Consider the following 25,554-nt stretch of genomic DNA (forward strand, 5'->3'; position numbering starts at 1 on the left):
TGGCCTAGTGATTAATAATAGGATGTTTAAGAGATTGGTAATGACCAATCTCTTTTTTTAGGCCCTGAAATGTTTTTATCGCCCCATCTCGTGCAAGATCATTTACCAACCATGTCGGTAGCGCACCGTTTGGGTTTGCAAAAGCGGTATACACAATCAACGTCTCATTGCCACTAAGCTTGGTGAGTACCCACTTAGAGCGAACGTTTGTAATTCGTATGTAACCCGGTTGAGTGGGCAAATAAGTCGACGCATCTTGGATGTCCAATATTAATTGGGCGTCATTACTACGATAACTCGAATAGGTGACCATATCTCGATTGGTAGCGGGCCATGGTGCAAAGAAGGTGGTATAAACGATGTTTTCCGTGGGTGATAATTGTGCCAACACCTGCGTGCTGTTAACGTTATGAAGCCAGCGCGGTACACGTTTGGTATCTTCTAACATCAACATAAAAGCACTGAAACTGGTCCTAATCCGGGCGTCCACTCTTATTTCTACCAAGCCATCTTGGTGTTCTCGCTGATAAAGAGTTATCCCTTCGATACTGTCAACAACCAACCAGTCTTTCGGATCAATATTGTGACCAGCAAAAGACACCAAACTAACGGAAAGTAAGCAGAAACTCATCAAAATAAGCCGAATCATTTATCTTATTCTCCTTTCGCGCATACACAGTTAGCCTTGTGCTGAATTCAACGCGCTAGTTTCGCTCTCTTTTTTGTTTTTTGTTGCCCAGTAGCAAACTAACGAACCAAGGGTGACCAAAACGACCCCTTGCCAAAAAGACCACCCCAGCACCACCGACAAATACACTGAAGAAAACAAGGTTGAAAATATCGGTGTAAAATAGGATATCGTAGCCAATAGCATCATGTTGCCACCAATAAGCGCTTGATTCCAAAGAGCATAGCCCGCACCCATAATAACTCCAGCTATAAGTAGCGTGCTCGTGGAAGAAGATGTGAACACCATTTGTGACTCACCACTGAATGCGTATTGCACCCAAAGCGTAATGGCCGTTGCGATGAAAAACAACGTTATTGCATTTTTGCCGCCACTCATTTTTTGAGTGACATTGCAATATATGGCCCAAATAAACGCGGCCGAAAGTGCCATGAAGTACGAAATGGGGTTGGAGTGAACATTGCTCGCTAACTCTACCAACGAAAGTGAATTATCTCCCGAGATGCACCAGGCCACACCAATAAAAGCAACCAATACACTCGGGTAAACCAACATATGGACTTTACGTTTAGCCAGAATCACGGTCAAAAGCACTGTAAGAGCTGGCCACAAGTAGTTAATCACCGCCATTTCCATGGCCTGATGTCGACTGTTTGCAAGTCCTAAAGATAATGCCAGGAAGATCTCGTAGCAAACAAACAAGGCTCCGCCAATCACTAAGTAACGTTTGCTAAACAGTGACACTTTCGGTATTCCCATCACTATCACCAGCGCGACTGAACTGACGGTATACATGAGGGCAGCGCCGCCTATGGGGCCGAATAGTTCAGAAACATTGCGCGTTAACGCCATTAAACAGCTCCACAATAAAATCGCTGCGATGCCAAACATTGTGTATCGACTGGGCATAAATCCTCTTGCCACTTAATGCAATTCATCAACCTTTAAGTTGAAAACATTGTTACGTGGGTTATTATAAATAATTGATATAAAGAAAATAATTTTTCAATATCTTGACTTAGTTTGCGCTAAAGTTGGTTTTTGTGGCTTACCTATCAATGTAAATTGCCTTAGACTTCGCGCTGCCGTTAATTCTTAGAAGAATGCATATAGATTACTTATGAGACTGCCAGGAACAATTAGAACACTCACCCTACTCTTGTTTGCGTCATTACTCACAGGTTGCGTAAGTTCAAGCATTGATGCAACTCGTTATGAGAAGACGAAATCCTATACCATTATTAACGAGGAACCAACCAAGCTTAGTGAGTATTTCCAACCTCAGTTCGCAGCGCAAGCTACTGGCTACAAAACTGGCTTTCGTCCTTTATCCAAAGGACACGACGCTCTTCTTGCGCGCTTAGCTATCATAGAATCAGCTCAGTCCAGCATTGATGTACAATATTATATTTTTCGAGATGACGAAGCAGGGAACTTATTAACTTGGCGACTTTTTGAAGCGGCAGAGCGTGGAGTCCGTGTACGAGTACTTCTCGACGACATGCAAAAGTACGACGACAACGACTTAGTTCGTTTTAGCAGCCACCCCAATATTCAAGTTCGCATGTTCAACCCCCATCATTTTAGAGTGGCTCGCGGCCTTGCCATGATGAGCGACTTTGAGCGATTGAATCATAGAATGCATAATAAGTCGCTGACGGTTGACGGTGTTGCCTCCATTATAGGTGGACGAAACATTGGGAACGAATATTTTTCTATCCAATCCAATGTAGAGTTCGCCGATCTAGACTTATTACTTCTTGGCAACACTGTCGACGAAATTAGCACTCAGTTCGATCTTTATTGGAATAGTATTTACGCCGTACCTGCAGAGTGGCTGACTGAAATTAAAGAGTCTTATACTGAATACGATGTCGATGCTTGGATACAACGTTTTGATTTGGAAGCTAAATTTAACGGTGGTATTTACGATTTTTCCCAGCTTCCACTGTACAAAAAGTTCGTGGCTGGCGAATTGACGTTCTATTGGAGCGAGGCAACCCTACTCTATGATCTCCCAGATAAACTCGACAGTAAGGCCACGACACTTATCGACGACTTAGGGGCCATCATCCAAGAAACTGAAAAGTCGCTCGTCATCATATCGCCGTACTTTGTACCAACAAAAGAAGGAACTAAGCAACTGGTTGATGCGGTCAAGTCTGGAATCGAGGTCATTATCGTTACCAACTCCCTAGCCTCGAATGATGTTTTCGCGGTTCATGGTTGGTACGCCAAATACCGCACAGATTTGGTTCGCGGCGGCGTAAAACTTTGGGAAGTAAAACACCACGCTGAAATCAAGCGGAACTGGAGCTGGACAGGCAGCAGCCGCTCAAGTCTGCATACCAAGGCCTTGATCATTGATAAGCGAAAAGTTTTTGTCGGATCTATGAATTGGGATCCTCGATCAGCTTATCTCAATACAGAACTTGGAGTGTTAGTCAGACACCCTGAGTTTGCAAAAGAGTCTCATATTGGTGTCCTCGAGGAAGTCCGAAAAAACTCTTACGAATTGAAACTTGAAAATGACAAGCTCGTTTGGTTTGATCACGTGAACCAAGAAACGCTCACCTCTGAACCCGACGCCAGTATCTGGCGTCGAATGGGCGCATGGTTTAGCGGCATATTGCCCATAGAAGACCATCTATAGTGTGTCACCTGCCGTTAAGAGCCTTGTCTTTGCTGTGACAAGGTTTTTTTATATCGATTGATTACTTCCCAACGAAAAGAAGCAGTAACACACCATCAACATCACTATACTGACTAGCATGCAAACTCATAAAATTACTTGGAGAAGCGACGACTCATGATCAATATGAACTTCGTGCAAAGGGTCGTTATTGAGACTCATAAACAACCATGGCTACCAAGCCCCGCCGCTGGGGTTGAGCGTAAACCCTTAGAGCGTCAGGAAGCAGAATCTGGCCATACCACCAGTATCGTTAAATATCAGTCCGGTAGCGCCTTTAAATCCCACAACCACCCATTTGGTGAGGAAATTTTCGTATTGGAGGGCGTTTTTTCTGACGAAGCTGGTGACTACCCAGCGGGAACTTATATTCGTAACCCCCCAGGCAGCTCTCATACACCTTTTAGCCAGCAAGGTTGTACCCTTTTTGTAAAGCTCAACCAATTTGCTCAAGACGATTTGGCCACAGTACGTGTTAACACCCATTCAGAGCCATGGCAGTCCGGCATTGGTGGTTTAATGGTCATGCCACTGCATCAATTTGAACATGAGCATATAGCTTTAGTGAAGTGGCCGGCTGGGGAGCGGTTTAAGCCTCACAGCCATTTCGGTGGCGAGGAAATACTGGTTATCTCCGGAGAGTTTCGCGATGAATACGGCACTTATCCAAAAGGGACCTGGCTTCGCAGTCCTCATTTAAGCGAGCACCACCCTTACGTAGAGAAAGAAACCATCATCTGGGTGAAAACGGGCCATCTCTTAGTACCATAGCAAAACAGTCCCATAGCAAAACAGTACCATAGCAAAGCCGCTGACGACTTCACTACTGGTTACGTTGAGCCATGGATTCTATGCTGATAGCATCGTGACGCCAGTATTCAAAATGGCAGTCAACTAAGTCACCTTGTGCATTGCGATGAACACGCTCTACTAAAATAGCGGGCACACCAGAGGTTGTCCTTAAGGCCTGAGACACTTCCCCAATTAAAGATGTTGTCACGATTCGATATTGTACATTTGCATATCGCGTCGCGTAGTTCGTTCGTAAAATGCTCGTTAAAGACGAAGAAAGGTCATGACTTAGCAGTTCAGGAAACATGTCTGTTTTGATATAACTGGTTACATAGGCGATCGGACGCTGCTCAAGGTAACGCACTCTATTTAAACAATGCACATCGCTAAAAGGGGCAAGTTTCAATGACGATGTCGCTTGCTTACTCGCCATCGCTGTCGTTGCGCTTAACACCTCAACTGTTGGCTTTCGATTTTGACTCAATGCGAGTTCATTAAACGGCAATGGTTGGGCTGGATCATACTTTAGCCTAGGCGGTGAGATAAACCACCCTCGTCGGTCCTCGCGAAAGATCACACCTTGCGCTTCGAGTATTGATAGCGCTTCTCGTAAAGTGACTCTCGTCGTATCAAAAGCCTCGGCCAACTTACGTTCAGGCGGAAGTTTTTTCCCTGGTAACAGTAACCCTGATTCGATTTGTTCTACCAAAGCATCTTTAATCTTAACGTAATGCACGCTGTTTCCTTTTATTAGCCATAAAAATCACACTCCTCTTTATCGATAACGGGAATGAAACCGCTACCATTAAAACAGCATAATAGCCTGCGATCATCATATCAGTACTTGTCTAAAATCACACTTCGTCAATAGTAGAAATACGGTAAATCATCACTAATCAACACTGAATACCCTATTTCCCATATCAAGTTTTCATAATTATGAAATATTTCAAAATCGTGCCAAATATATGCCTAAAAACGCACCAACAATTTGTGATTAGATGCTTCTATAACCATGAAACGAAAGCGCATTCATAAACTTTTCAAGTGCAACTGGGCCACAAAAAATCCTTTAAAAACAGAAATATACTTAGCAAGCGATAAGTTTAATTTGTTTCATGAACATTTGACCCGTTTTCGTTTGTGAGTGGAATCTAAATTTTCATTTATTTCATTACTTATTATTTATCTCGAAAGCAAAAAATCAAAAATATATAAGGAAATAACATGAAAACATTCAAGTACCTTCCTCTTAGTTTAGCGGTGGCTGCCACACTAAGTTCTGTATCTGTTTTTGCTGAAACAGAATCATTGGAAGAGTTGAGTAAGCGACTTCAAGAGTTAGAAACTAAAGTTCAAGAAGCTGATTATATCTACGACCAACAACCCGCCGTTTTGACACCAGACTTTGAGCCGCCTGCAGGCATCATTTTCTCGGGCTATGCTCGTTACGGCGCACACTACTCTGACAGCGACAACCAATACGTTGATGTGGGTAGTACTGGTCGTGCAGTTGGTCGCCTAGGTAACGAAGTTAACGGTGGTGAAATCCAATTTGCCCGCGCTGCAAAAGCAGACAACGGCGCAGTTTGGGATGTGGTTGTAATGCTAGATAACTGGAACCACGCTAACTGGGGTTCAGAGAGTGGTATCAACCTTAAGAAAATGTACGCTGGCGTAACCAATGTATTTGAAAGCCAGCCTGAACTATACATGTGGGCGGGTCGTGATTTCCACCAACGCCCACAACAAGGTCTAAACGACTATTTCTGGATGATGCACGATGGTCAAGGTGGCGGTTTCAATAACTTAAATCTTGGTGGCGTGAAACTGGATATGGGTTTTGTCGGTCAGGTAGATTCAGCTGCAGGCAACTCTCTTGGTAACGATAGCGGCAAGTACGCACTCACATCAAAACTGCACGCGATTGATTTAGGTATTGGTAACTTAGACCTCTATGCAAACTATGGTTTCGCGAATGAAGATGTGAGCGAAGAAAAAGCATGGCAAGTTGGCGCGGTTCTTGGGTTAGGAGCATCTAACAAACTTGTCGCGAAATACGGTGACGGTGCGGATACGACGGTCTTCGACCTAGCAGCTGACAAGAAGATCACTTACGTGAGCTTGGAAGGTGGTATTAAACCAACTGACAACCTATTTATTGATTACCTAGCGTCTTTTTACAATGCTAAAGGTGAAGACACAACCGATAGAAACGAGTATTCAGCTATCGTGCGCCCTATGTACAACTGGGATGACACGCACTCTACATGGTTAGAAGCGGGTTACGCGATGGAAGACTATTCTGATGGTGGCGACAAGCAGGGCTGGAAAGTTACGCTATCTCAAAACATCTCTCTAGGTGGTCTACCTTGGAGCCGTCCAATGCTACGTGCATACGTCACTGCGGGTGATGTGAAAACAACGGGTGATGTTGAAACAACTAACGTCGATACTCTAGCTGGTGGTTTAATGTTTGAGGCGTGGTGGTAATAAGTCACTAAATTACTGCCTTTGGGCCTGAACATTCAGGCCCTTTTTTAACAACGCCTCTCCCTCTCTGTATATCAGTCTTACTCAGCCTTTGCTGAGCAGCTCAAATAAAACAACAATCATATTGGAGCTAATATGCCGCTATCGTCCATCGTATCTAGAGTTTATTTAGGTTTTTTCGCTCTCATTTGCATTATGCTCGGTTCTGCATGGTATTCCATACAAGCAACCACTCAAATGACCACTCGCATTGAGTCTATTACCTCTGAATCCACACCACTAATGACAGGCTCGTCTGAGCTCACTATTGCTTTTCTTGACATCAATCGCAGCCTAAGCCCTTACTTTGCGGCTCAATATGTTGATGAGTTAGAGCCACTGCAAACAAACATCGATGAAAACATTGCACATTATCAACAGCAACTTCATTTACTCAGTCAACTCGCAAAAGGTAATATCCAGCTCTCTGAAAGCTTAAATCGAATTGAAGCGGTCAGTAATCAGGTACTAGAAAAAATTCAGGCGGTCACTCAACTTCAATATGATTTTCTTGATGCCAAGGACTCCGATGCTTATTTTCAAGCAAAACTGCAGCCCCTTATCACTCAACTAAACAGCAACCTAGTCACCGGTTTATCTAAAGCGACCAGCGAACACCAGCAAACGACGATAGAAACCCTTTTATCCCAAATCACCGTATTGGGATCAGATGCAAACAAAGCGTTCTCTATGCAAGACATGGCTGAGCTTCGTGCGGTAAAAAGAAGCTATTTTTCAAGAAAAGAACGCTTTGATGAAGCGGTCACGGCACTGCAAAGCGACGCGCAAAAGATATTTAGTCGCAGTAAGCAAGCCATAGAACTGTTTTCCACGCACGTTTTCACGGACGAAGGAGCCATTGCCAAACACATTAACGCGTATGCGATTTACGAAAAACTCATAGACCAACAAACATCACTGGACGCACTGATTGACGAAGAACTTATTTATATCAATGAGCTATCTTCTTACGCTGACAGTCTTGCGAGTGATATGCATAACCAGGCAGCGGCCAGCTCAGAAAATACCATCATTGCGCTTGCTGCTATCTCTGCTCTGTCAATTCTCATTGCGACTATTATCGGTATCAGCATCGCACACCTAATCAAGCGCCCGAGTAAGCAAGTTCAGCGGTCACTCGAGCGACTGGCCGACAAAGACCTCACTTCCAAAGTCGCATATAAAGCAGACAATGAATTTGGTTATGTGGCCTCAAAAGTCAATCTGGTGTTGGAGCACCTTTCGAAAGTCATCTTGAAGATGCGTTCATCGGCGAGAGAGCTAAACCAGGCTTCAATCGAAAATCAGCAAACAAGTGAGGGCCTAAAAGCAAGCATCACAGAGCAAACTGCGCAAACAACACAAGTAGCAACGGCGATGAAGCAAATCGAATGCTCTGTGAATGAAATAGCGCAAAGCTCGAATGAGACGTTAACCATTGTGACTGATGCTGTAACCATATCGAATAACGGTCAAACAATGATGCAGGACAATGTCACGCTGTTGGATACCCTATCTGGAAGGCTAGAGCAGTCAACAGAAACCATTCAAGTTCTTGAACAAGACGTCACGAGCATAGAATCAATTCTCGACGTCATTTCAAGCATATCTGAACAAACTAACTTACTCGCGTTAAACGCTGCCATTGAGGCGGCTCGAGCTGGAGAGCAAGGAAGAGGATTTTCGGTTGTCGCCGATGAAGTAAGAGTACTCGCGGCTAAAACCACCCAGTCTACAACACAAATCCAATCCAAAATTGAACAATTGCAAAGCAGCACTAGCTTTGCAGTATCACAAATAAACCAGTGCGTCGGAGACATGGGGCAATGCGTAACCCAGGCCGATAGCGTTAACCAAAACCTCCAGGAAATGCATCGCCTTTTAAACCAAATAGAAGATCGCAGCACACAAATTGCTTCTGCGACCACTGAGCATCAAACCGTTGCTTCTGAAGTTACGAAGCACGTTAGTCATATACATACTCTTGCAGAAAATAGTGCCAAGCGATTTGATATATTAACCAAACAGGGGCAACAACTTGAAATAATGGCCGAGCAACAACTGGAATTAACTGCAGGTTTTAAATTAAGCTCACAGCATAACCAAAAAGAAGTTTTCTAGCATATTTATGAATATAATTAATGTGGGATTAGTACCTACTTCCACTATAGTAAAATGAATATCAACCCCTCTCAACAGTAGGATTTATTGTTCATTTTATGGCTAAGGGTAATAAAAATCTGTCACCTTTAGTTACATTAAAAACAACTTAATGGTTGTGACAGAACTATGATTTATATTGTTTTTGTTGTCATGCTAAGTTAATCAAAGCATAATTACATATAAACAATATAATCATTAGTTACTCCTTTACTTGTAGTCGAGATGCATAGTATGAATAAGAAGAAAAAATCAGCGACGGTCTACGATGTTGCAAAGTTAGCCGGTGTATCACCTAGTACCGTTTCTCGTTTCCTCAATCGTACTACCTTTGTATCAAACAGCAAAAGTAAAAGCATAGAAAGTGCCATAAAAACAACAGGATATAAGCCAAACTTCCAAATGCAACAAGGCGATAATCGCCGTTCAATGACCATTGGTGTTTTAGTGCAACACCCCGATAGTCCGTATACAAGTACTATCCTCAATGACATGGAAAAGACACTCATGGCCAAAGGGTATTCATTGGTCATGGCGTCTGGCCATTGGCAAAGCAAACTAGAAATGCATGCTCTTGAATACCTACTAAAAAGTAAGGTAGACGGAATCATTATTATCACCGGTAATTTGGACATTGAACTCATACGCAATGCGGCAAAAAGTGTGCCGATTGTGACCGTCGGTTGCTACGATATCCAAGATGAAAACATTTGCTCATTACAACTCGATAACGTAATGGGAGGTTATATAGCCACGCTCCACCTATTGCAGCAAGGCCATAAAAACATCGCCCATATCAAGGGATTATCAACCCAGCCTGACGCGGGTTCGCGTTATGAAGGCTACAAAAAAGCACTGTTAGAGGCCAATATTAAAGTCAATCGAAAGCTCATCAAGCAAGGCGACTTCGGTATGGAAAAGGGCTACCAACAGACAATCGAACTCATTGACTCTAACATCTATTTTTCGGCAATATTCGCTGCCAATGATCTGACCGCTTACGGTGCGATAAAAGCTCTACATGACCGTGGGCTTAGAGTGCCAGAAGACGTTTCTGTCGTAGGTTTTGATGATATTGCCACGTCTCTTTATTTTACCCCTGCCCTTACAACCCTTCGTCAACCCATCGGTGAAATTGGTACCGTCTGTGCCAATTCGATTCTTAACCTGGTAGTAAAGGGGGATTACGAGGCTCGAATGCCCCCTATTGACCTTGTCATCAGGCAGTCAACGAGTTCGATATACGGAAAGGACCATTGATCTCAGAATAACACTAATTCTAGACGTGCTATTTCTGGAAACCACATCTCATTAATCAAAGGCCTCTCTGAGGCCCTTTCTTTTCTTCACGCAGTAAATATAAACATTATTAACAGTTGTGATATCGATCAAAGTTGCGTTATTAGACTATTCATATAAACATTCATGGATAATTTATATCTACCCGATAGATCACGAACTGTAAAACTATAAATAAAAACCACAACATTTTATATTGGAAGCCATGATTTCAGTTGCTATTTTTATATTGAAATTCATTAGAACATCATTATAAGGATATTGAGAATATGGCAATTAGAAGTAACCAAAAGAGTCTTCTTAAACCTCTTTTGACATCGTTGAGCCTGTTAGCCGCTTCAACTCAACTTGCGTATGCCGTAGAGCCTCTAACGGTTTCCGGCAATAAAGTCCATGCCGGAGGCGTACCAGCAAGCTTTGCCGGCCCTAGTCTGTTCTGGAGTAATACCAACTGGGGTGCAGAGCGATTCTACACAGCCGCTGACGTCAAAGCGGCTAAAAGCGAACTTGGTGCCACCTTGATTCGAGCCGCTATTGGACACGGAGCAACAGGCGGACTAGAGGATGACTGGCAGGGTAACATGGGGCGTCTTGAAACCGTCATTGAAGCGGCCATTGCCGAAGATATGTATGTCATCGTCGATTTCCATAGCCACTACGCGCATACCGATTGGGCAACAGCAGAAGCCTTCTTTACCCATGTTGCTACTAAATATGGTCACCACGATAACATTATTTACGAAGTCTACAACGAGCCTTTGCAAGTCAGTTGGAGCCACGATATCAAACCCTATGCCGAGTTCATTATCGACAAAATTCGCGCCATTGACCCAACGGGTATCATCGTTGTCGGTACACCAAACTGGTCACAAGACGTTGATATTGCTTCGTTTGATCCAATCAATCGCCCTAACATTGCCTATACCATTCATTTTTATGCCGGGACCCATGGTCAATCACTACGTGACAAAGTGGGAACGGCTCTAAATAACGGTATCGCACTATTTGCAACAGAATGGGGAACTGTTAATGCCGACGGTGATGGCCCGGTTAATCGCGCCGAAACTGATGCCTGGATGACCCTTTTTAAAGAAAATCACATCAGCCATGCAAACTGGTCTGTTAATGATAAGGCAGAAGGCGCATCGATGTTCACTCCGGGGGGGAGCTGGGGTAGTTATACTGAGTCAGGCAGCTATGTGAAAGACATTATTCAAAACTGGGGAGGCGGAGGCAATAACGACGAACTCACCTTTGGACCTTGCGCCGTGGCGACACTGCCTGCGCGCATTGAAGCTGAAAATTACTGTGTCGCATCGGGGATTCAATTTGAAGACACAACCGATACTGGTGGTGGTCAAAACCTTGGTTGGACAGACGATGGCGACTGGATAACCTTTGACGTAGTTGTGCCAACTGCCGGTGAGTACGATGTCACATATCGAGTTTCATCTGGGTATCAAAATGGCGGTACGATCCAGATCGAGCAAGGTGGCGGTGCTAATAGCTTCGGCGAAATTGACGTTTTGGGTACGGGTGGCTGGCAAAATTGGCAAGATATCACTCACACCATCACGTTACCCAACGCAGGTGCACAGACTATAGCGCTTGCTGTGAAAACGGGCGGTTGGAACCTTAACTGGCTAGAGCTGAAACCAAAAGGTGACGTGATTGATCCACCGCAAGGCAACTGTGATGGCGTGACTGAATATCCAAATTGGCTGCATGCTGATTATGAAGGCGGTCCAAATACTCACTTACTCGGTGGGGATGAGATGCAATACCAAGGGAACAAGTATCGCGCCAACTGGTACACCAACTCTGTGCCTGGCAGTGACGAAACTTGGACATTAGTCGGTAGCTGCTCTTAACATCGAATATCCGTTTTTCGAATCGCCAACATCAAGGTCATTACCATCCGTGGTATTGACCTTTTAACACCACACCACCATCCAACCATTCGCTCAAGATGTGAGCTCTAACTTATTAACAAGCCATTAACAGTGCTATCATTCCTTTAATAAACAACTGGTTATCTTAGAGTCTCTTTATGAACACGAATAAATCTACACTAGAAGATATTGCTAAAGCCGCCACTGTTTCAATTTCCACACTCAGTCGCTATCTCAATAGGCGGGGCTATGTCAGTAAAGACAAACAAAAACGAATTCAGGAGGCAATGAAGTCGTTAAACTATCAGCCTCGTTATAAAGCATCGTCGCAGAAAAAAGAACGCAGTTCTCTGATTGGCATCATCATTCCTTATGCTTTGTGTCCCCATAGCAACGCTATCCTTGCCGGGCTTGAGAGCGAACTTAGTCAGTTCAATCTCGTTCCTCTTGTGACTATTGGCAATTGGAACAACCTTACCGAAAACTCTCGTTTTGAAACGCTTCAAAAACAAAATGTTGCCGCAATGGTTATCATCGGTGGCAGTCTAACGCCCATTCAGTTGCAAAGCTTAGCCGTTGATATCCCCATCGTAACCATCGGAAATTATGATATTGAACATGCCAACATCATTAACATTAAAACCAATAATTTCGTCGGTGGTTACATGGCGACAAACCACTTGTTGCGCCTAGGCCATAGCCAGATTGCCCACATTACCGGGATCAGTTTTCAATCCGATAGCAAACAGCGACAGCTAGGATTTCAAGAAGCCATGAAAAAAGCGGGTCTAACCATTTCACCCGACTTAATCGCTTCTGGTCAATTTGATGTCGCTGGTGGCGAAAGAGCCATGGAAAAACTGCTTTCCAGCAAAATACATTTCACGGCGGTGTTTGTTGCCAACGACCAAATGGCCTTTGGGGCAATTACAGCACTGAGTAAAGCCGGTATTGACGTACCGGAACAAGTCTCCGTTGTTGGCTTTGACGACCATGAAGTGTCCAATGCTTTTTCACCAGCACTCACCACTATAAAGCAGCCCTCTGAATCAATTGGCCGAGCAGCGGCATTGAAGGTTGCCAATCAACTTAATATCTACTGCGATAAGCTTGGTCAAGAATGCGGTTCAGAAAGTGTGAGTCTCATTGTGAGGGAATCTTGTCTTGCGATTGGGCAAGAATCGCTGGAAAGCCTGTGATGCTTCCCAGCGACTGTTAACGATCACTAACTTAGCCTATGATGTCTCTATTAGATTGATACATATAGGCAAATATCATTCCTGGTCTGAAGTAACGTCCCGCCGTATATTTAAGTCCAGTCGTTAACAACCACGAATGCAAACTGCTGCGCTGTGATTCATCAACAAAGCCTTTAACTTGAGATTCAAACTCAGCAAACTGCTTGGTCAAATTCGGATTTACGCGCCCATCGGCCAACAAACACTGTTGCTCTTTAAGCATATCCAACCATTGACGCGCTCCTTCACTGTCGAGTTTGAATTCCTTAGCGAGTTCCTCTACTGTCACTTCCACTGAACAGTTAAAACCTTCCGGCGCGGCAAATGGGATCTTAGCGTAATGGTATAGAGCATTATAAACCGTCGCGATTAACTGCTCGCTTTGCGCGGTTTTTCCAGCCAAACGAAGCGCTGTCGCCACACTAAACTGAACACCGATCCATACATCCTGAGCCTGAAAAGCCTCATGCGGTTTACCATCTGCCAATGTCATATTTGCCACACCAAGCTTAGGACTGTTTTCAACAAAGTTCGTCTGGTAGATATAATCTAATGAGCGAGCGATGCGTTCATCAGTAAACAGACCTTCCAGACCGATCAACTTCAAGTAACTGTCTGCAAGAAGTGCATCACCAAAGCTGTTATCAGAGTCGAGCACCATCTCTGAGTATGCGGCTGTAAACGCTTGTGGCGCAGTTTCAACCAGTAGCTTCTTCTTCGCGATGCGCTGCTCTAGCTTACTCAATTTGCTCGACCGCTCAACATCATCCAGGTAAGCATTTAAGATTACTTTGTCTTTCAGTGGTTCGCCTGAAAGCTCGACACCAAGTGAAGCAAGTTTCTCGAAGCCCTGTCCTGTCAGGTGTTTTTGTTGAATAGGCGTTACAAAGAAGTGGTAGTAGCCTTTCTCCTCGTCCCATAAGCCCTTCTCTAACGTCTGCAGTGCCTCGTCAGAACGAACTTTGTAGCTCTCGGACAATTCATTTTCGCCCATCAACTTAGCCAACTGTGCCGCGGCTTTTAAGCCTGCCGACCACAAACTTGCACAGTAGATCGATATGCCATGAGAAGAAAGGTTATCAAAGGTATCATCAGTGCCGCGCGTCAACGGTAAAGTATCGCCCTCTTCAATCAGTGACGATAAGAACTCGATGCTTTCCTCTATGGCTGGCCAACACTCTTTGACCACCGAGGCATCACCTGAATGTTGGTAGTGACGATAAACCATCAAGATGTACTTAGGCGCGAGATCTTTCCACTCTTTTACATTGTGCCAGCTGTACGCATCTGGCTGAATGTCGTATGGGCTACCCAAGTCATGAATTACCGCACCACGCACGGCTCTTATTCCCTCGAATTTTTTGTCTACAAGTTCAGCGTATGGCTTATCTTCGTATTCCCAGTAACGTCGCTTAGTATCGTCAGACGCCAATATCGCCTTAGAAAACTCTTTCATGACGCAGCCATCAAGTTCAGGCAACAGATACAATAAAGAGAATGAGCCGTAGAAATACACATCTAGTGAGTTGAAGAATGGATAGTCTACGCACTCTTTAACAAGGAATTTGTCCTTGTAGTCCCAAACGGTGGATTCCGCCAGAAAAGACAGTGTATTCATTGCCATCGTCGAGAACTGTAATGCCGTATTAGCGTCACCGAATTGCTGATTCGCTTGAGCATAAAACTCGTCTTGTTGAGATACTATCTTTTGCTCTATTTGAGCAAGTTGAGGTAGTACCTCAGCTAAGATCGTTTGGCTGCGATTGCTCTTTGAGTAAAACTGCGCATAAGCTTTGTGACTGTGCCAACCATTTAATGCGATCTTACTATGGTCCATGATCTGAGCGACGCGAAACTCTACCTGTTCATTAGGAGCAAGTTCGACCTGCACACACACCAGACCTTTTAAGCTTTCACGGCCACTGTAAATGCCTTTGTCAAAGTGCTTACTGGTTCTACCCGTATTAAGTGCATTGATCAGTTGCTCTTCTGTATCTGTACTGTAGACTGATGGCTTAACGGAAACACAAACCTGGCCAGAGGTAACAAGTGATTTCTCAACCTGAGCGCCAAAATTGACCTCGCCTTTAATATCAGAAGCATAAGGGGTTGCGCTGCTTAATCTGATCCCTTTAAAGACCGAATTCGCTTGCGATAGCAGTACACTTTCGTGATGCTGATCAATTGGGTTTTGTGTTAGCGTACAAAAAGAATCCTGAATGCCATCGCGCCCTTTACGATAAGTAGAACCAATCAAGTTCTCCAATGGCTGGACGAGTGTCACTATCTTTACTTTATCGCTGGTATTTTTGAACTCAAAGTGGTTCCAATGCATCGGCAATGAGCATAATTTTTTATCGTCTTTAACGATAGGTGAGATGACCTTTCTCTCTACCTGAACATCATCAATTCCTGAGTACTGGTAGTGAGCAATCGGGTACAACGCTTGATATTGGATGTTTTCGCTGTTAATCGAGGCAACTTCGCCCTGACGATTAGCCGTTAGCGAGCATGCGATGGCCGAGCCATTGATCAACAAGCCATCAAAAAAGTCTATAGCCACAAGAAGTTGGGTAAACACTGCTTTTGGCGCTTGTTCTAAATGGAACTTAGTTTTGTCCGATAGATCGATATTCCAACGCTGGAAGTTTTCTTTATTTTCTTCGTAGAAATTTAAGCTCTCAATCGCTAACTTTATATTATCTAACAAGTTACACGTATCATTGAGATCAAGTGTCTTACCACAAAATAGTGCAGGGTAATAATTTAAATGATTGCAAGTATCAGTAATGCACTTTAATTGAATATTGTCTAACGTTGGCAAATCCATTGAAGATATAAAAAAGTCATTGAAGTTTATATCTTGATGAGAACAATCAATAAAAATGCCCGGAATAAAACTAAAGTTAGGCGTGTGACCTTCTGGGGTTAGAGTGAAGGTACTACCGACACCACCCACTGCCATTCCCGTATTTTCTGGGGTTGTTGAGATCGGCGTGTACCACGGCTGAATGAACTCTGCCGCGTCGCCCTTAGTACAAAGCTTACTAGCCTGGCCAGTGTAGCTTGTGTAATTCATAATATTTTCCATCTCTAAATCCTCTATTGAAAATAGTTATATCCCTGTTAAAGTAAATAAAAAAGGAGATATAAATGTTTCACATAAATAAAGAAAAACTCGGAAACTTGGATGCTATAGAAATAAAAAATGACATTTTAGGAATAGAAGTTCAAATAATACAAAGTTTTGGTGCATTAATAAACAAACTATCCGTTAACCACAGTCCTTTTTCATTCATATCTGGATACAAAGATTATAACGATCTTATTGAACAGCATCCTTTTTTCTCTCGCAGCGCTAAATTGTTTCCTTTCCCTAACCGTTTAGAGCAAGGGCAGTACTCATTTTTGGGCACAGACTACCAACTACCCGCCAATTTCCCCTGGTCTGAACACGCTGTGCATGGATTACTCTACAATCAAGCGTTTGATGTCATCAGTACTCAAGTAAATGACGATTCGGCAGGTGTGACACTGCGATTTTCGACCGAGTCATTACATTCTGGTTATCCTTTCGCTTTTCAAATCGATGTTGCTTATCTGATCGACCTAAAGGGTGTTTTAAGCTGTTCTACTACGTTAACCAACTTGGGTTCTCACCCATTACCCTTTGGTGATGCCTGGCACCCCTACTTCACATTGGGCTGCCCGTTAGAAGACATGTTCATCACCATGCCACGCTGTCAACAGCTTGAGCTTGTCAATGACTTTCCTACCGGTCAATCTCATGCGTTTGATGAATTTGCAAAGCCGACTTCACTTGCTTACCAAACTCTAAATCATTGCTTTGAGTTTAACTCTAAAGAACCCATTCGATTATTGTTAGAGCGAAGCGATCGAACTGCGACACTTGAGTATCAGCAAGATCCTAGCTATCGATTTATGCAGCTTTATACTCCACCATCGGAGCCCAGCCTCGCTGTCGAGCCCATGACCTGCCCGACTGACGCCTTTAACAACCAAATTGGCCTGCTGACTCTTCAACCAACCCAAAGTTCTACATTCAGTTGGGAGTGTCATGCAAAGTATACTGCGCAATAAAAAAGAAAAGGGCGCTAAGCGCCCTTATTTGCTTATCCTAGTACCACTTCAACCGTATGTTCGCCTGAAGTAAATACCGGCGCTTTATTGGCGTCGATCAAATCACCGTTGACCGTCATGCTAACGACACCTTTGCTCACACCCTTAGGATTGCGAACATGAATGTGGTAAACCGCGCCACGGAACTTGCGTCGAACTTTAAACTCAGGCCATGAGGTCGGGATACAAGGATCTACAATGAGGCCGTCGACTTCTGGGCGAACACCTAGGATCCACTGTGTACCAGCAACGTAAGTCCAAGAAGAAGTACCAGACAACCATGCATTTCGACCTAAACCAAACTGTTGATGCTCATCACCCAAAATGTTTTGAGGGTAACAGTAAGGTTCAGATTCGAACGTATCAATGTCATCATTCTTAGACGCTGGGTTGATTTGACGGTAGTACTCGTAAGCACGATCACCGTTCCCTTGCTTCGCTTCCGCAATCATCACCCACGGGTTTGAATGCAAGAAGATACCGCCATTTTCTTTCGCACCTGGTGGGTAAGTTGATACACCACCCAGGTTTGGATCAAATCCGTTGTATCCTGGCGTCGAAAGCTTAATACCGTTCGCCGTATTTAACTTGTCATACACTGAGTTAAGCGCGCAGTTTGCTCGCTCTTCTGTCGCAAATCCAGAAATCACCGGCCAGCTTTGACCGTTAGTGTAGATTTGTCCCTGTTCATTGGTGTGTGAACCGATAGGCTGGCCTTGCTCATCAAAGTAACGAATGAACCAGTCACCATCCCAACCACACGCATTTACAACGTCTTTCATTTCGTTGTATTGACTCTGAAACTGCTCGGCCAACGTAGACTCTCGACGCAATTCACACAGATCAAGCATGTCGAGTAGAGCTTTACCGTACATATTGGCAACCATCAGCGACTCAGCACCGGTTGGCAGGTTGACCGTATCATTCCAGTCTGCAAAGCCTAATAGTGGCAGGCCATGTGCGCCTGTGTTGCCATGAGTAAACGCTATCGCACGACACAAGTGCTCCCACACGCTTCCTGACTCAACTGGGTTACCATCTTTATCTTTTTGATAAAATGGGATGGTCTTATCCAAGAAAGCTGCGTTACCTGTTTCTTTCACATATTGAGTAACAGCGTAAATGATCCATAGATGATCGTCACCGTAGTAGTCCGGGCGGTCTTCTTCTTCGCGTGAATCACCTGCATTAGCTTCCATTGTTGAAGGGAAGAACTGGTGCATCGCAGAGCCATTGGTATTTTGAACCGACAGTAAGCGCTCGATAAATTCTCTCGCTTCTTCAGGCATATGAGTAATAACGCCCAATGTGTCCTGAGAAGAGTCACGGAAACCGATACCGCGAGCGCCGAAACCTAGCTGGTAAAGAGACAGGTAACGAGACCAGTTTTTGGTGGTGTGGCATTGGCGCGGGTTATGAACGTTTAACATTGAGTTCATAGCAGCATCAGGCGTTTCGACCTGAACAGTGTCTAGGTACTCATCCCACTGATTTGCAAGTTGTGCAAATGCTTCATCTACCACGGCGTGATCGCGGTATTTGTTTAGCATTGCCTCAGCTTGAGTTAGGCTTTCCATTTGCGTCAACTGCACGACAGTACGCTCGGCCTTTGAAGGTGCAATCCAACCTAAACGTAAGTTTAACGCGCCAATGTTATCACCACGCACACATTCACTGTTACCCAGTTCGTCATTGTTCAGCGCTTCGGGTGCTGCCCAGCTTCCGTAGCCCATGTTACCCAAAAATGTTTGGCGGTCACCTTCGAACGATGTCGCTGGTCGGTCCGCCGTCATTAAGTTCACCGCGTTGTCGCGCTTCATAAAGGCATACTGTTCTAAAACCGTATGACCTGATGGCTGTTGATGCGCTTTTAGAGTCATCGTTTGAGGTACCCAGTCAGCGTTAAGAAGCTGTTTGAGCGCATCAAAGTGAGTAAACTCGTAAACTGGAACCACATCAACATGAAGTTCTTTTCCGGAGATGTTTGTGACGGTAATATCTTGCAGTAATACAGCGTCATTTTTTGGTACAAAAAAGGTCGCTTCACAACGAACACCAAATGCTTCCGATACAATTTTGGTATAAGAAAGACCAGTGTGATTCTCAAACTTGTCTAACGGTTTCAGTGTCGGAGTATAAAACGGCGAAAACACCTCAACATTTCCGTCAGCGTCCTGAACTTTCAAGTACGTTGTAGAGCCCTTAAAGTCAGCATTCGGCAATTGTGCAATGTACTTGGTAATACGGTTTAGTGCCGGGTCACCTTTACAAATCAGGACACCACCATTGCTGTCAACGAGGCCACCAAATTCCAGTGTGCCAACATAGTTACACCATTTAATCGGTGTGCATGGCGTGGTCGTTACGTATTCCTTATTTTGGTCGTCAAAATATCCAAATTTCATCATTAGTTCCCCTCGCTCCTACCTCACGATAGGAGCGTAATTCAAAAATAATTCTTATGCGTTGTCGTAGCTTGCTAGTGTTTTTTCACTCAGCGCATCAAATAAGTGGATGGCATCTAGATCCAGATACAGCGTCACTTCATCAACATCGAGCTCAGCAGCTTGCGTCTCTACCATCAATGGCTGACCAGCAATTTCTGTTTTGAGAAGGATGCTTGCGCCTAACAATTCCTTATCTTTGATTTTTACTGGAACTGGAAGTACACGATCATGATCAACTTGCTCTGCACGCAAGTGGATGTCGGTTGGTCTTACACCAAAGTGAAGTGCAACATTTTTCGACGCGTGAGCTTTAAAACGCTCTGGTAGCGGAATCAAAGTTTCGCCCAATTGCACAAAGAACTCACCGTTTTGCTCTACCAATTGTGCATCAAGCATATTCATTGATGGGTTACCGATAAACTGAGCAACGAATTTGTTCGCAGGACGCTGGAACACATCTGTTGGCGTTCCTACCTGAGCCACATATCCATCTTTTAGGATTACGATGCGGTCAGCAAGCGTCATCGCTTCGATCTGGTCATGCGTTACATAGATTGTCGTCGTGCTCAAGTTTCTGTGCAGCTGTTTGATTTCTTCACGCATCGTGCCACGCAGTTTAGCGTCCAGGTTCGATAGTGGTTCATCAAATAAGAACACCTTAGGAGTACGGACCATCGCGCGTCCCATCGCCACACGTTGTCTTTGACCACCTGATAGCTCTTTAGGTTTACGGTCAAGCAAAGGCATTAGCTCTAGCATGGTTGCTGCTTTGCGCACTTCTTCGTCAATCTCTTTCTTTGGCAAGCCTTTCAGTTTCAGAGCAAATGCGATGTTTTCGTAAACTGACATATGCGGGTAAAGCGCGTAACTTTGGAACACCATCGCCAAGTCACGATCTTTTGCGTCGATGTTATTCATTAGCTTGTCGCCAACGTATATATCACCAGCACTGATGCTTTCCAGCCCTGCTAGCATACGAAGTGTGGTCGACTTACCACAGCCAGATGGACCAAGAAATACAACAAATTCACCGTCGTTAACCGTAAAGTCAAACTGCTTTACAACGTCCACATCACCGAAAGACTTTTTAATATTGCGAAATTCTACTTTAGCCATTTTTCTTCTCCTCAGAGCGCGTCACTAACATATTGCGGTAGGCAATGGCACTCTGCTTTAATGTTCTTTTTTGAGTCTGATAATCGACATGTACCATGCCGAAGCGTTGGGCATAACCGAATGCCCATTCGAAGTTGTCCATTAAACTCCAGGCAAAATATCCATTTACTTGAACGCCCGCTCTCATTGCGGTGTCCACAGCATTAAGGTGCTCCTGGAAGTAGTTCACTCGTTGTTCATCTAAGACTTCGCCATCGACACAGTGGTCGTCACCGGCGGCGCCATTTTCTGTAATGTAAAGAGGTGGAAAATTGCTATAACGTGCTTTAAGACGCACGAGTAAGTCAGTAAGCCCTTGCGGATAGATTTCCCAACCTATGTGCGTGTGGTCGGCACCCTCTTGTTTAACGGTTTTGATGTCACCATTTTCGTCATAGCTCACCACATTGCGTGAGTAATAGTTAATGCCTATGTAGTCCACTGGTGCGCTGATAATGTCCAGATCACCTTGCAACACCATTGGCCTGTTACTCACCTGGTGCTCCCACACCAAAGATGGATACTCACCCTTTAGCACAGGATCAATAAACCATTGATAATTTTCGGCTTCGCTGTAATTTGCCGCGCTCTGGTCTTGGTCCGTATTTGGATAAGCAGGAGAGGCGTTAAACACGATACCGTGCTTCGATTGTGGTGCATTCTGGCGAAGAATTGGCATTGCCAATCCATGTCCAAGCATCAAATGGTGCGCCGCCAAAAAGCCCTCGGCGTCCCCTTCAACACCCGGTGCATGATAGCCCCAGCGATAACCTAAAAATGCAGAAACAAACGGTTCGTTCAATGTGGTATACACATCGATCTTGTCACCAAAGTAATCACTGACTACATCAGCGTAATTCGCAAACTTGTAGGCAGTTTCTCGATTTAGCCAGCCACCACGATCTTCCAGGTATTGAGGGAGATCCCAATGATAGAGAGTCACGTAGACTTTCATGCCCAATTCATGGCACTTGTCGATAAGCTTGTCGTAAAACGCCAAGCCTTCAGGGTTAACACAATCTTCTTTAGGAAAGATCCGTGGCCAGGCAATAGACAAGCGATACGCATCGACACCAAGAGAGTGAATCATCTCGATGTCCTGCTCCCACAAATGATAGTGGTCACAGGCAATATCACCGTTGTCGCCGTTATCTACCTTTCCTTCGACTTTACAGAACGTGTCCCAAATAGAAGGAGTTCGGCCACCCTCAGTGACCGCCCCTTCAATTTGATAAGAAGACGTGGCAACACCGAACACAAAATCGCTATCAAGCATTTTCGAATCACTTGGTAATCGGTATTGATTCAATATCATCGTCTTAACCCTTAACCGCACCAGAAGTCAGACCGCTAATCATCTGTTTAGATGCGAACAGATAAGTTACAACGAGCGGTAAGATAGAGATAGTCGTACCCAGCATTACCGCGCCCCATGGGGTATTTGGAATGCCTTGTACACTTCTCAATGCTTGTGTGATCACGTAGTTATCTGGCGTTGTTAATACAACGAGCGGTTGCATGAACATATTCCAGAAAAAGACAAATTGAACGATCGCGAGTGTTGCTAGTGCTGGCTTCATCAACGGCAGTACGACGCTCCAGTATGTTCTCAGCTCACCGGCACCATCAAGTTTTGCCGCTTCTAGCAGCTCTTTAGGTATCGATGCCACCACGTGCTGGCGCATTAAGAAGATGCCAAACGGTGTCGTCGTAAACGGTAGCCATACCGCCATATGATTGTCCATCAGCCCTAGGAACTTAACGATCATGAAGTACGGGATCAAGCTAAGTACCGGAGGGATCATCATTGAGCCTACCAACATACCAAATAGAATGTTTTTGCCCTTGAACTTAAAAACAGCGAACGCATAGCCACCCATGCTGCAGAACAGCAGTGAAATCGTCGTACCCAGAAAAGCGACATAAATTGAATTAAACATCGCCTGCCAGAAAGGCATGATTTCTTGCAGTTTGGCATAGTTGATCGCGAGGCTATCACCTATTGCAAAGCTGATACCCGTACCAAAGATCTCACTGCGGTCACGAGTTGAAAGTAACGCTGACCAGAAAAATGGGAAGATCGTAATGATGGCTGAGATTATAAGTATCGCCGCCAATAAGACCATTAACACTTTAACAGTGAGCTCTACTGCTCTATCACTAGGCTTAAAACGTGCCATAGGAGAGTTTTGGGGGATTGATTGAATCGACATATTAATGCTCTCCCAGTCCTTTTTTACCAAAGAATAAGAATTGAATCGTTGTACAACCAGCAATCAGAGCGAATAATAACCAAGAGATAGCGGATGCTGTACCCATTTCTAGCCATTCCCAACCGACTTTGTAGAGGTACATTGAAATAGTAAGACCAGCTTGGCCAGTCCCACCTCCACCACGTGTCAGTACGAACGGTTCTTCAAATAACTGTAAGTTACCGATGATGGTCATCGTTACCGCGAAGAAGATGAATGGACGAATCATTGGCAGAGAGATGTTCCAGAAACGGCGGAAAGCATTGGCACCATCCATACGCGCAGCTTCTAAGATGTCTTTAGGAATCGTCATCAATCCAGTGGTATACAAAACGATGTTAAAACCGGTGTATTTCCAAAACACCATGATGGCAATAGACGGTTTAATCAAAGTCGCATCGTCTAACCAACGGATAGGTTGATACTCATTAACCCAGGCAAAAGCCCAACCCAGTACCTTAGTGTCAGCCAGGTACATTAAAGTTTGGTTAATAATGCCCGAGCTTGGCGAGTACATGTTGAAGAAAATCAGTGATGCTGCAACCGTTGATGTGATGAACGGTAGAAAGTATGCCGATGTCAACCAGTGACGCAATCTGTCACCCTGGGAAACAAGAATATAAGCAACTGGAATAGCCACTAAGTGTTGAGCAACACCTGATGTAATCGCTAGCCAGAATGTATTTTTTAACGAGCGCCACAACCACGGGTCAGTTAGGGCGATTTCGTAGTTTTCAAAAGCAACGAATCTCATCGCCGCCAAACCTTCCACAGGATTCCACTCGTGGAAAGACAAATATACCGAAAATAATAAAGGGAAAATCCCAAAAACAGAGAAAATAATCAAAAAAGGCAAAAGAAACCCATAAGGAGCCAGCCCCTTAAAGTTGACACGAGCAAAAATACTCTGTCTTGATGATGTTTCCATGACGTTGCTCGCTGATTGGCTCATAGTAACGACCTCTTACAAAGGAGGCGTGAAAACACGCCTCCAAATACTTCAAAAAATAGAAAATTAAAGGTTGCGAGTTCTACGCTTAATCAAACGCTCAGCTTCTGCTAGAGCCGTTTTGATGTCTTTACCTTCGTCTAGAACTTCCATTAATGCGTTCTCGAGAATGATAGAGCGAGCTACGTGGTCGCCTTTAGCTGGAGCAACAGGTTTGATGTTTTTTGCAACTTCAGCGAACAGTTGACGAGCTTTTTGACCGCCAAGGAATTCAACGCCTTCGTTAAACAACTCATCATCATAAGTCGTAACGTTGGCTGGGAATGCCGCGATAGTTTCAAAGTGTTGTAGCTGGTTTTCACGGTCAGTTGTCATGAACTCGATTAGCTTCCAAGCTTCATCTTGGTTCTCAGACTGAGTTGGGATTGATAGGAATGAACCACCCCAGCTCCCGTAGATACCATCAGGAAGGTTAGATACCGCCCACTTACCTTTCGTTTCTGGAGCAATCCAGTTGTTTAGGTGACCAAGTAGCCATGCACCCGATTGTTGAGTTGCAAACGTACCGTTACGGAAACCTTCATACCATTCGTTAGACCAAGCCAAAATGCGGCCATCAAGACCTTTTTCACGAATTTCTTTCGCAACTTCAAAGGCATGAACAAAACGCTCAGAAGTGACTACAGGGTTACCATCTTTGTCAAAGTAAAGACCTTCACCTTCAGGAACCGTTGTGAAAATGATCGCTTGCGCTACGTCAGCTGCTGAAGCGATAAGCTGAACGTTTTGCTTCTTAAGTTTTTCACCTGCAGCGATGTAAGAATCCCAGTCTTTGATTGCGTCGTTTACATCGATGCCTGCTTTTTCAAAGATATCGGTTCTGTAGTACATAACACCTGGACCTAGATCCACAGGGATACCGTACATGTTACCGTCACCGCCCTTACCTTGAGTCCAAGCATAAGGAGCGAAGCGATCTGCGTACTTGTCAGCGCCATATTTTTCAGAGAGGTTTACTAGGCCGCCAGAAGCGACAAAAGGACCAATTTTTTCAACGTCAACTACGATAACGTCACCCGCACCAGAACCCGTTGCAAGGTTAGTCGTTAGCTTAGTGTGGTGATCACCGTGGTTGTTCATCAAGTAATCAACTTTGATGTTACTTTCTTTTTCAAACTCAGGCAGCAATACCTTTAAACTACTATCAAAGTCTGGGAAGCCGTCGAAACGGATTTCAGACTGTGCAGCGTTAGCTGAAGCAGCAACCCCAAGCGCAAGTGCGCTATAAAATACAATGTTTTTCAATTTCATTTTTTAT

General features: G+C 44.3%; 18 protein-coding genes. 8 read left to right on the forward strand and 10 right to left on the reverse strand.

The genetic code is table 11. The features are described 5' to 3' along the window. Nucleotides 1–4: 4 nt before the first annotated feature. Entirely contained in the window at nucleotides 5–649 is a 645-nt protein-coding gene (locus tag LNL84_RS08085) for an START domain-containing protein (RefSeq protein ID WP_244356719.1), read from the reverse strand. A 30-nt stretch (nucleotides 650–679) separates the two neighbouring features. Further along, nucleotides 680–1,597, reverse strand: a complete 918-nt coding sequence (gene yddG, locus LNL84_RS08090) for an aromatic amino acid DMT transporter YddG (protein ID WP_244356720.1) — start codon at nucleotides 1,595–1,597, stop codon at nucleotides 680–682. 211 nt (nucleotides 1,598–1,808) lie between these two features. Here yddG and LNL84_RS08095 point away from each other — a divergent pair, with 211 nt between their 5' ends. Continuing rightward, the gene (locus LNL84_RS08095; RefSeq protein ID WP_244356721.1) at nucleotides 1,809–3,341 is read left to right on the forward strand and encodes a phospholipase D family protein; all 1,533 of its coding nucleotides are present in this window, start codon (nucleotides 1,809–1,811) and stop codon (nucleotides 3,339–3,341) included. A 156-nt stretch (nucleotides 3,342–3,497) separates the two neighbouring features. Next, nucleotides 3,498–4,151: a cupin domain-containing protein gene (locus tag LNL84_RS08100; protein WP_244356722.1), complete on the forward strand. Its 654-nt coding sequence runs from the start codon at nucleotides 3,498–3,500 to the stop codon at nucleotides 4,149–4,151. Nucleotides 4,152–4,203: 52 nt separating this feature from the next. Here the strand turns inward: LNL84_RS08100 and phnR are convergent, their stop codons facing one another. Next, nucleotides 4,204–4,908 (reverse strand): phosphonate utilization transcriptional regulator PhnR, encoded by a 705-nt coding sequence (gene phnR, locus LNL84_RS08105; RefSeq protein ID WP_244356723.1) that lies wholly within the window; start codon nucleotides 4,906–4,908, stop codon nucleotides 4,204–4,206. Between the two features lie 491 nt (nucleotides 4,909–5,399). On the opposite strand from phnR, the gene LNL84_RS08110 reads away from it, so the two are divergent. The 5 genes from LNL84_RS08110 to LNL84_RS08130 all read left to right on the forward strand — a co-directional run bounded on the left by LNL84_RS08110 (nucleotide 5,400) and on the right by LNL84_RS08130 (nucleotide 13,254). Then, the gene (locus LNL84_RS08110; protein ID WP_244356724.1) at nucleotides 5,400–6,665 is read left to right on the forward strand and encodes a carbohydrate porin; all 1,266 of its coding nucleotides are present in this window, start codon (nucleotides 5,400–5,402) and stop codon (nucleotides 6,663–6,665) included. A 135-nt stretch (nucleotides 6,666–6,800) separates the two neighbouring features. After that, on the forward strand, nucleotides 6,801–8,825 hold the full coding sequence (locus LNL84_RS08115) for a methyl-accepting chemotaxis protein (RefSeq protein ID WP_244356725.1): 2,025 nt from the start codon (nucleotides 6,801–6,803) through the stop codon (nucleotides 8,823–8,825). Between the two features lie 273 nt (nucleotides 8,826–9,098). Next, entirely contained in the window at nucleotides 9,099–10,124 is a 1,026-nt protein-coding gene (locus LNL84_RS08120; RefSeq protein WP_244356726.1) for a LacI family DNA-binding transcriptional regulator, read from the forward strand. Between the two features lie 308 nt (nucleotides 10,125–10,432). Next, nucleotides 10,433–12,034 carry a cellulase family glycosylhydrolase gene (locus LNL84_RS08125; protein WP_244356727.1) on the forward strand — a complete coding sequence of 534 codons (1,602 nt, stop codon included), beginning with the start codon at nucleotides 10,433–10,435 and terminating at the stop codon, nucleotides 12,032–12,034. Nucleotides 12,035–12,213: 179 nt separating this feature from the next. Next, a complete protein-coding gene (locus tag LNL84_RS08130; protein ID WP_244356728.1) occupies nucleotides 12,214–13,254 on the forward strand; it encodes a LacI family DNA-binding transcriptional regulator in 1,041 nt (346 codons plus the stop codon). A 31-nt stretch (nucleotides 13,255–13,285) separates the two neighbouring features. On the opposite strand, the gene LNL84_RS08135 is transcribed toward LNL84_RS08130, so the two are convergent. Continuing rightward, nucleotides 13,286–16,384 carry a GH116 family glycosyl hydrolase gene (locus LNL84_RS08135; RefSeq protein ID WP_244356729.1) on the reverse strand — a complete coding sequence of 1,033 codons (3,099 nt, stop codon included), beginning with the start codon at nucleotides 16,382–16,384 and terminating at the stop codon, nucleotides 13,286–13,288. A 62-nt stretch (nucleotides 16,385–16,446) separates the two neighbouring features. Between LNL84_RS08135 and LNL84_RS08140 the strand changes: the two genes are divergently transcribed. Further along, nucleotides 16,447–17,394 (forward strand): aldose 1-epimerase, encoded by a 948-nt coding sequence (locus tag LNL84_RS08140; protein ID WP_244356730.1) that lies wholly within the window; start codon nucleotides 16,447–16,449, stop codon nucleotides 17,392–17,394. 32 nt (nucleotides 17,395–17,426) lie between these two features. On the opposite strand, the gene LNL84_RS08145 is transcribed toward LNL84_RS08140, so the two are convergent. From LNL84_RS08145 to LNL84_RS08170, 6 genes are all read right to left on the reverse strand, one after another. Next, nucleotides 17,427–19,841 (reverse strand): glycoside hydrolase family 94 protein, encoded by a 2,415-nt coding sequence (locus LNL84_RS08145; protein WP_244356731.1) that lies wholly within the window; start codon nucleotides 19,839–19,841, stop codon nucleotides 17,427–17,429. Between the two features lie 51 nt (nucleotides 19,842–19,892). Then, nucleotides 19,893–20,996, reverse strand: a complete 1,104-nt coding sequence (locus tag LNL84_RS08150; RefSeq protein ID WP_244356732.1) for an ABC transporter ATP-binding protein — start codon at nucleotides 20,994–20,996, stop codon at nucleotides 19,893–19,895. Beyond that, a complete protein-coding gene (locus LNL84_RS08155) occupies nucleotides 20,989–22,344 on the reverse strand; it encodes a GH1 family beta-glucosidase (protein ID WP_244356935.1) in 1,356 nt (451 codons plus the stop codon). Before LNL84_RS08155 ends, LNL84_RS08150 begins: the two co-directional genes overlap by 8 nt. Nucleotides 22,345–22,354: 10 nt before the next feature. Further along, nucleotides 22,355–23,215 (reverse strand): carbohydrate ABC transporter permease, encoded by an 861-nt coding sequence (locus LNL84_RS08160; RefSeq protein WP_425244296.1) that lies wholly within the window; start codon nucleotides 23,213–23,215, stop codon nucleotides 22,355–22,357. Nucleotides 23,216–23,249: 34 nt separating this feature from the next. Beyond that, complete coding sequence (locus tag LNL84_RS08165) at nucleotides 23,250–24,215, reverse strand: carbohydrate ABC transporter permease (protein WP_425244297.1); 966 nt, start codon at nucleotides 24,213–24,215, stop codon at nucleotides 23,250–23,252. 87 nt (nucleotides 24,216–24,302) lie between these two features. Continuing rightward, nucleotides 24,303–25,547: an extracellular solute-binding protein gene (locus LNL84_RS08170; protein ID WP_244356735.1), complete on the reverse strand. Its 1,245-nt coding sequence runs from the start codon at nucleotides 25,545–25,547 to the stop codon at nucleotides 24,303–24,305. Between the last annotated feature and the right edge of the window lie 7 nt (nucleotides 25,548–25,554).

Source organism: Vibrio gelatinilyticus (genome assembly GCF_022836845.1).
GTDB classification, from domain to species: Bacteria; Pseudomonadota; Gammaproteobacteria; order Enterobacterales; family Vibrionaceae; genus Vibrio; species Vibrio gelatinilyticus.

Excerpts from the sequence above, each read along its gene's own strand:
- LNL84_RS08135 (WP_244356729.1), bottom strand. The coding sequence starts at position 16,384 with ATGGAAAATATTATGAATTACACAAGCTACACTGGCCAGGCTAGTAAG.
- LNL84_RS08115 (WP_244356725.1), top strand. The coding sequence starts at position 6,801 with ATGCCGCTATCGTCCATCGTATCTAGAGTTTATTTAGGTTTTTTCGCT.
- LNL84_RS08125 (WP_244356727.1), top strand. The coding sequence starts at position 10,433 with ATGGCAATTAGAAGTAACCAAAAGAGTCTTCTTAAACCTCTTTTGACA.
- LNL84_RS08085 (WP_244356719.1), bottom strand. The coding sequence starts at position 649 with ATGATTCGGCTTATTTTGATGAGTTTCTGCTTACTTTCCGTTAGTTTG.
- LNL84_RS08120 (WP_244356726.1), top strand. The coding sequence starts at position 9,099 with ATGAATAAGAAGAAAAAATCAGCGACGGTCTACGATGTTGCAAAGTTA.
- LNL84_RS08170 (WP_244356735.1), bottom strand. The coding sequence starts at position 25,547 with ATGAAATTGAAAAACATTGTATTTTATAGCGCACTTGCGCTTGGGGTT.
- LNL84_RS08150 (WP_244356732.1), bottom strand. The coding sequence starts at position 20,996 with ATGGCTAAAGTAGAATTTCGCAATATTAAAAAGTCTTTCGGTGATGTG.
- LNL84_RS08110 (WP_244356724.1), top strand. The coding sequence starts at position 5,400 with ATGAAAACATTCAAGTACCTTCCTCTTAGTTTAGCGGTGGCTGCCACA.
- yddG (WP_244356720.1), bottom strand. The coding sequence starts at position 1,597 with ATGCCCAGTCGATACACAATGTTTGGCATCGCAGCGATTTTATTGTGG.
- LNL84_RS08130 (WP_244356728.1), top strand. The coding sequence starts at position 12,214 with ATGAACACGAATAAATCTACACTAGAAGATATTGCTAAAGCCGCCACT.
- LNL84_RS08145 (WP_244356731.1), bottom strand. The coding sequence starts at position 19,841 with ATGATGAAATTTGGATATTTTGACGACCAAAATAAGGAATACGTAACG.
- LNL84_RS08140 (WP_244356730.1), top strand. The coding sequence starts at position 16,447 with ATGTTTCACATAAATAAAGAAAAACTCGGAAACTTGGATGCTATAGAA.
- LNL84_RS08165 (WP_425244297.1), bottom strand. The coding sequence starts at position 24,215 with ATGGAAACATCATCAAGACAGAGTATTTTTGCTCGTGTCAACTTTAAG.
- LNL84_RS08100 (WP_244356722.1), top strand. The coding sequence starts at position 3,498 with ATGATCAATATGAACTTCGTGCAAAGGGTCGTTATTGAGACTCATAAA.
- LNL84_RS08160 (WP_425244296.1), bottom strand. The coding sequence starts at position 23,215 with ATGGCACGTTTTAAGCCTAGTGATAGAGCAGTAGAGCTCACTGTTAAA.
- LNL84_RS08095 (WP_244356721.1), top strand. The coding sequence starts at position 1,809 with ATGAGACTGCCAGGAACAATTAGAACACTCACCCTACTCTTGTTTGCG.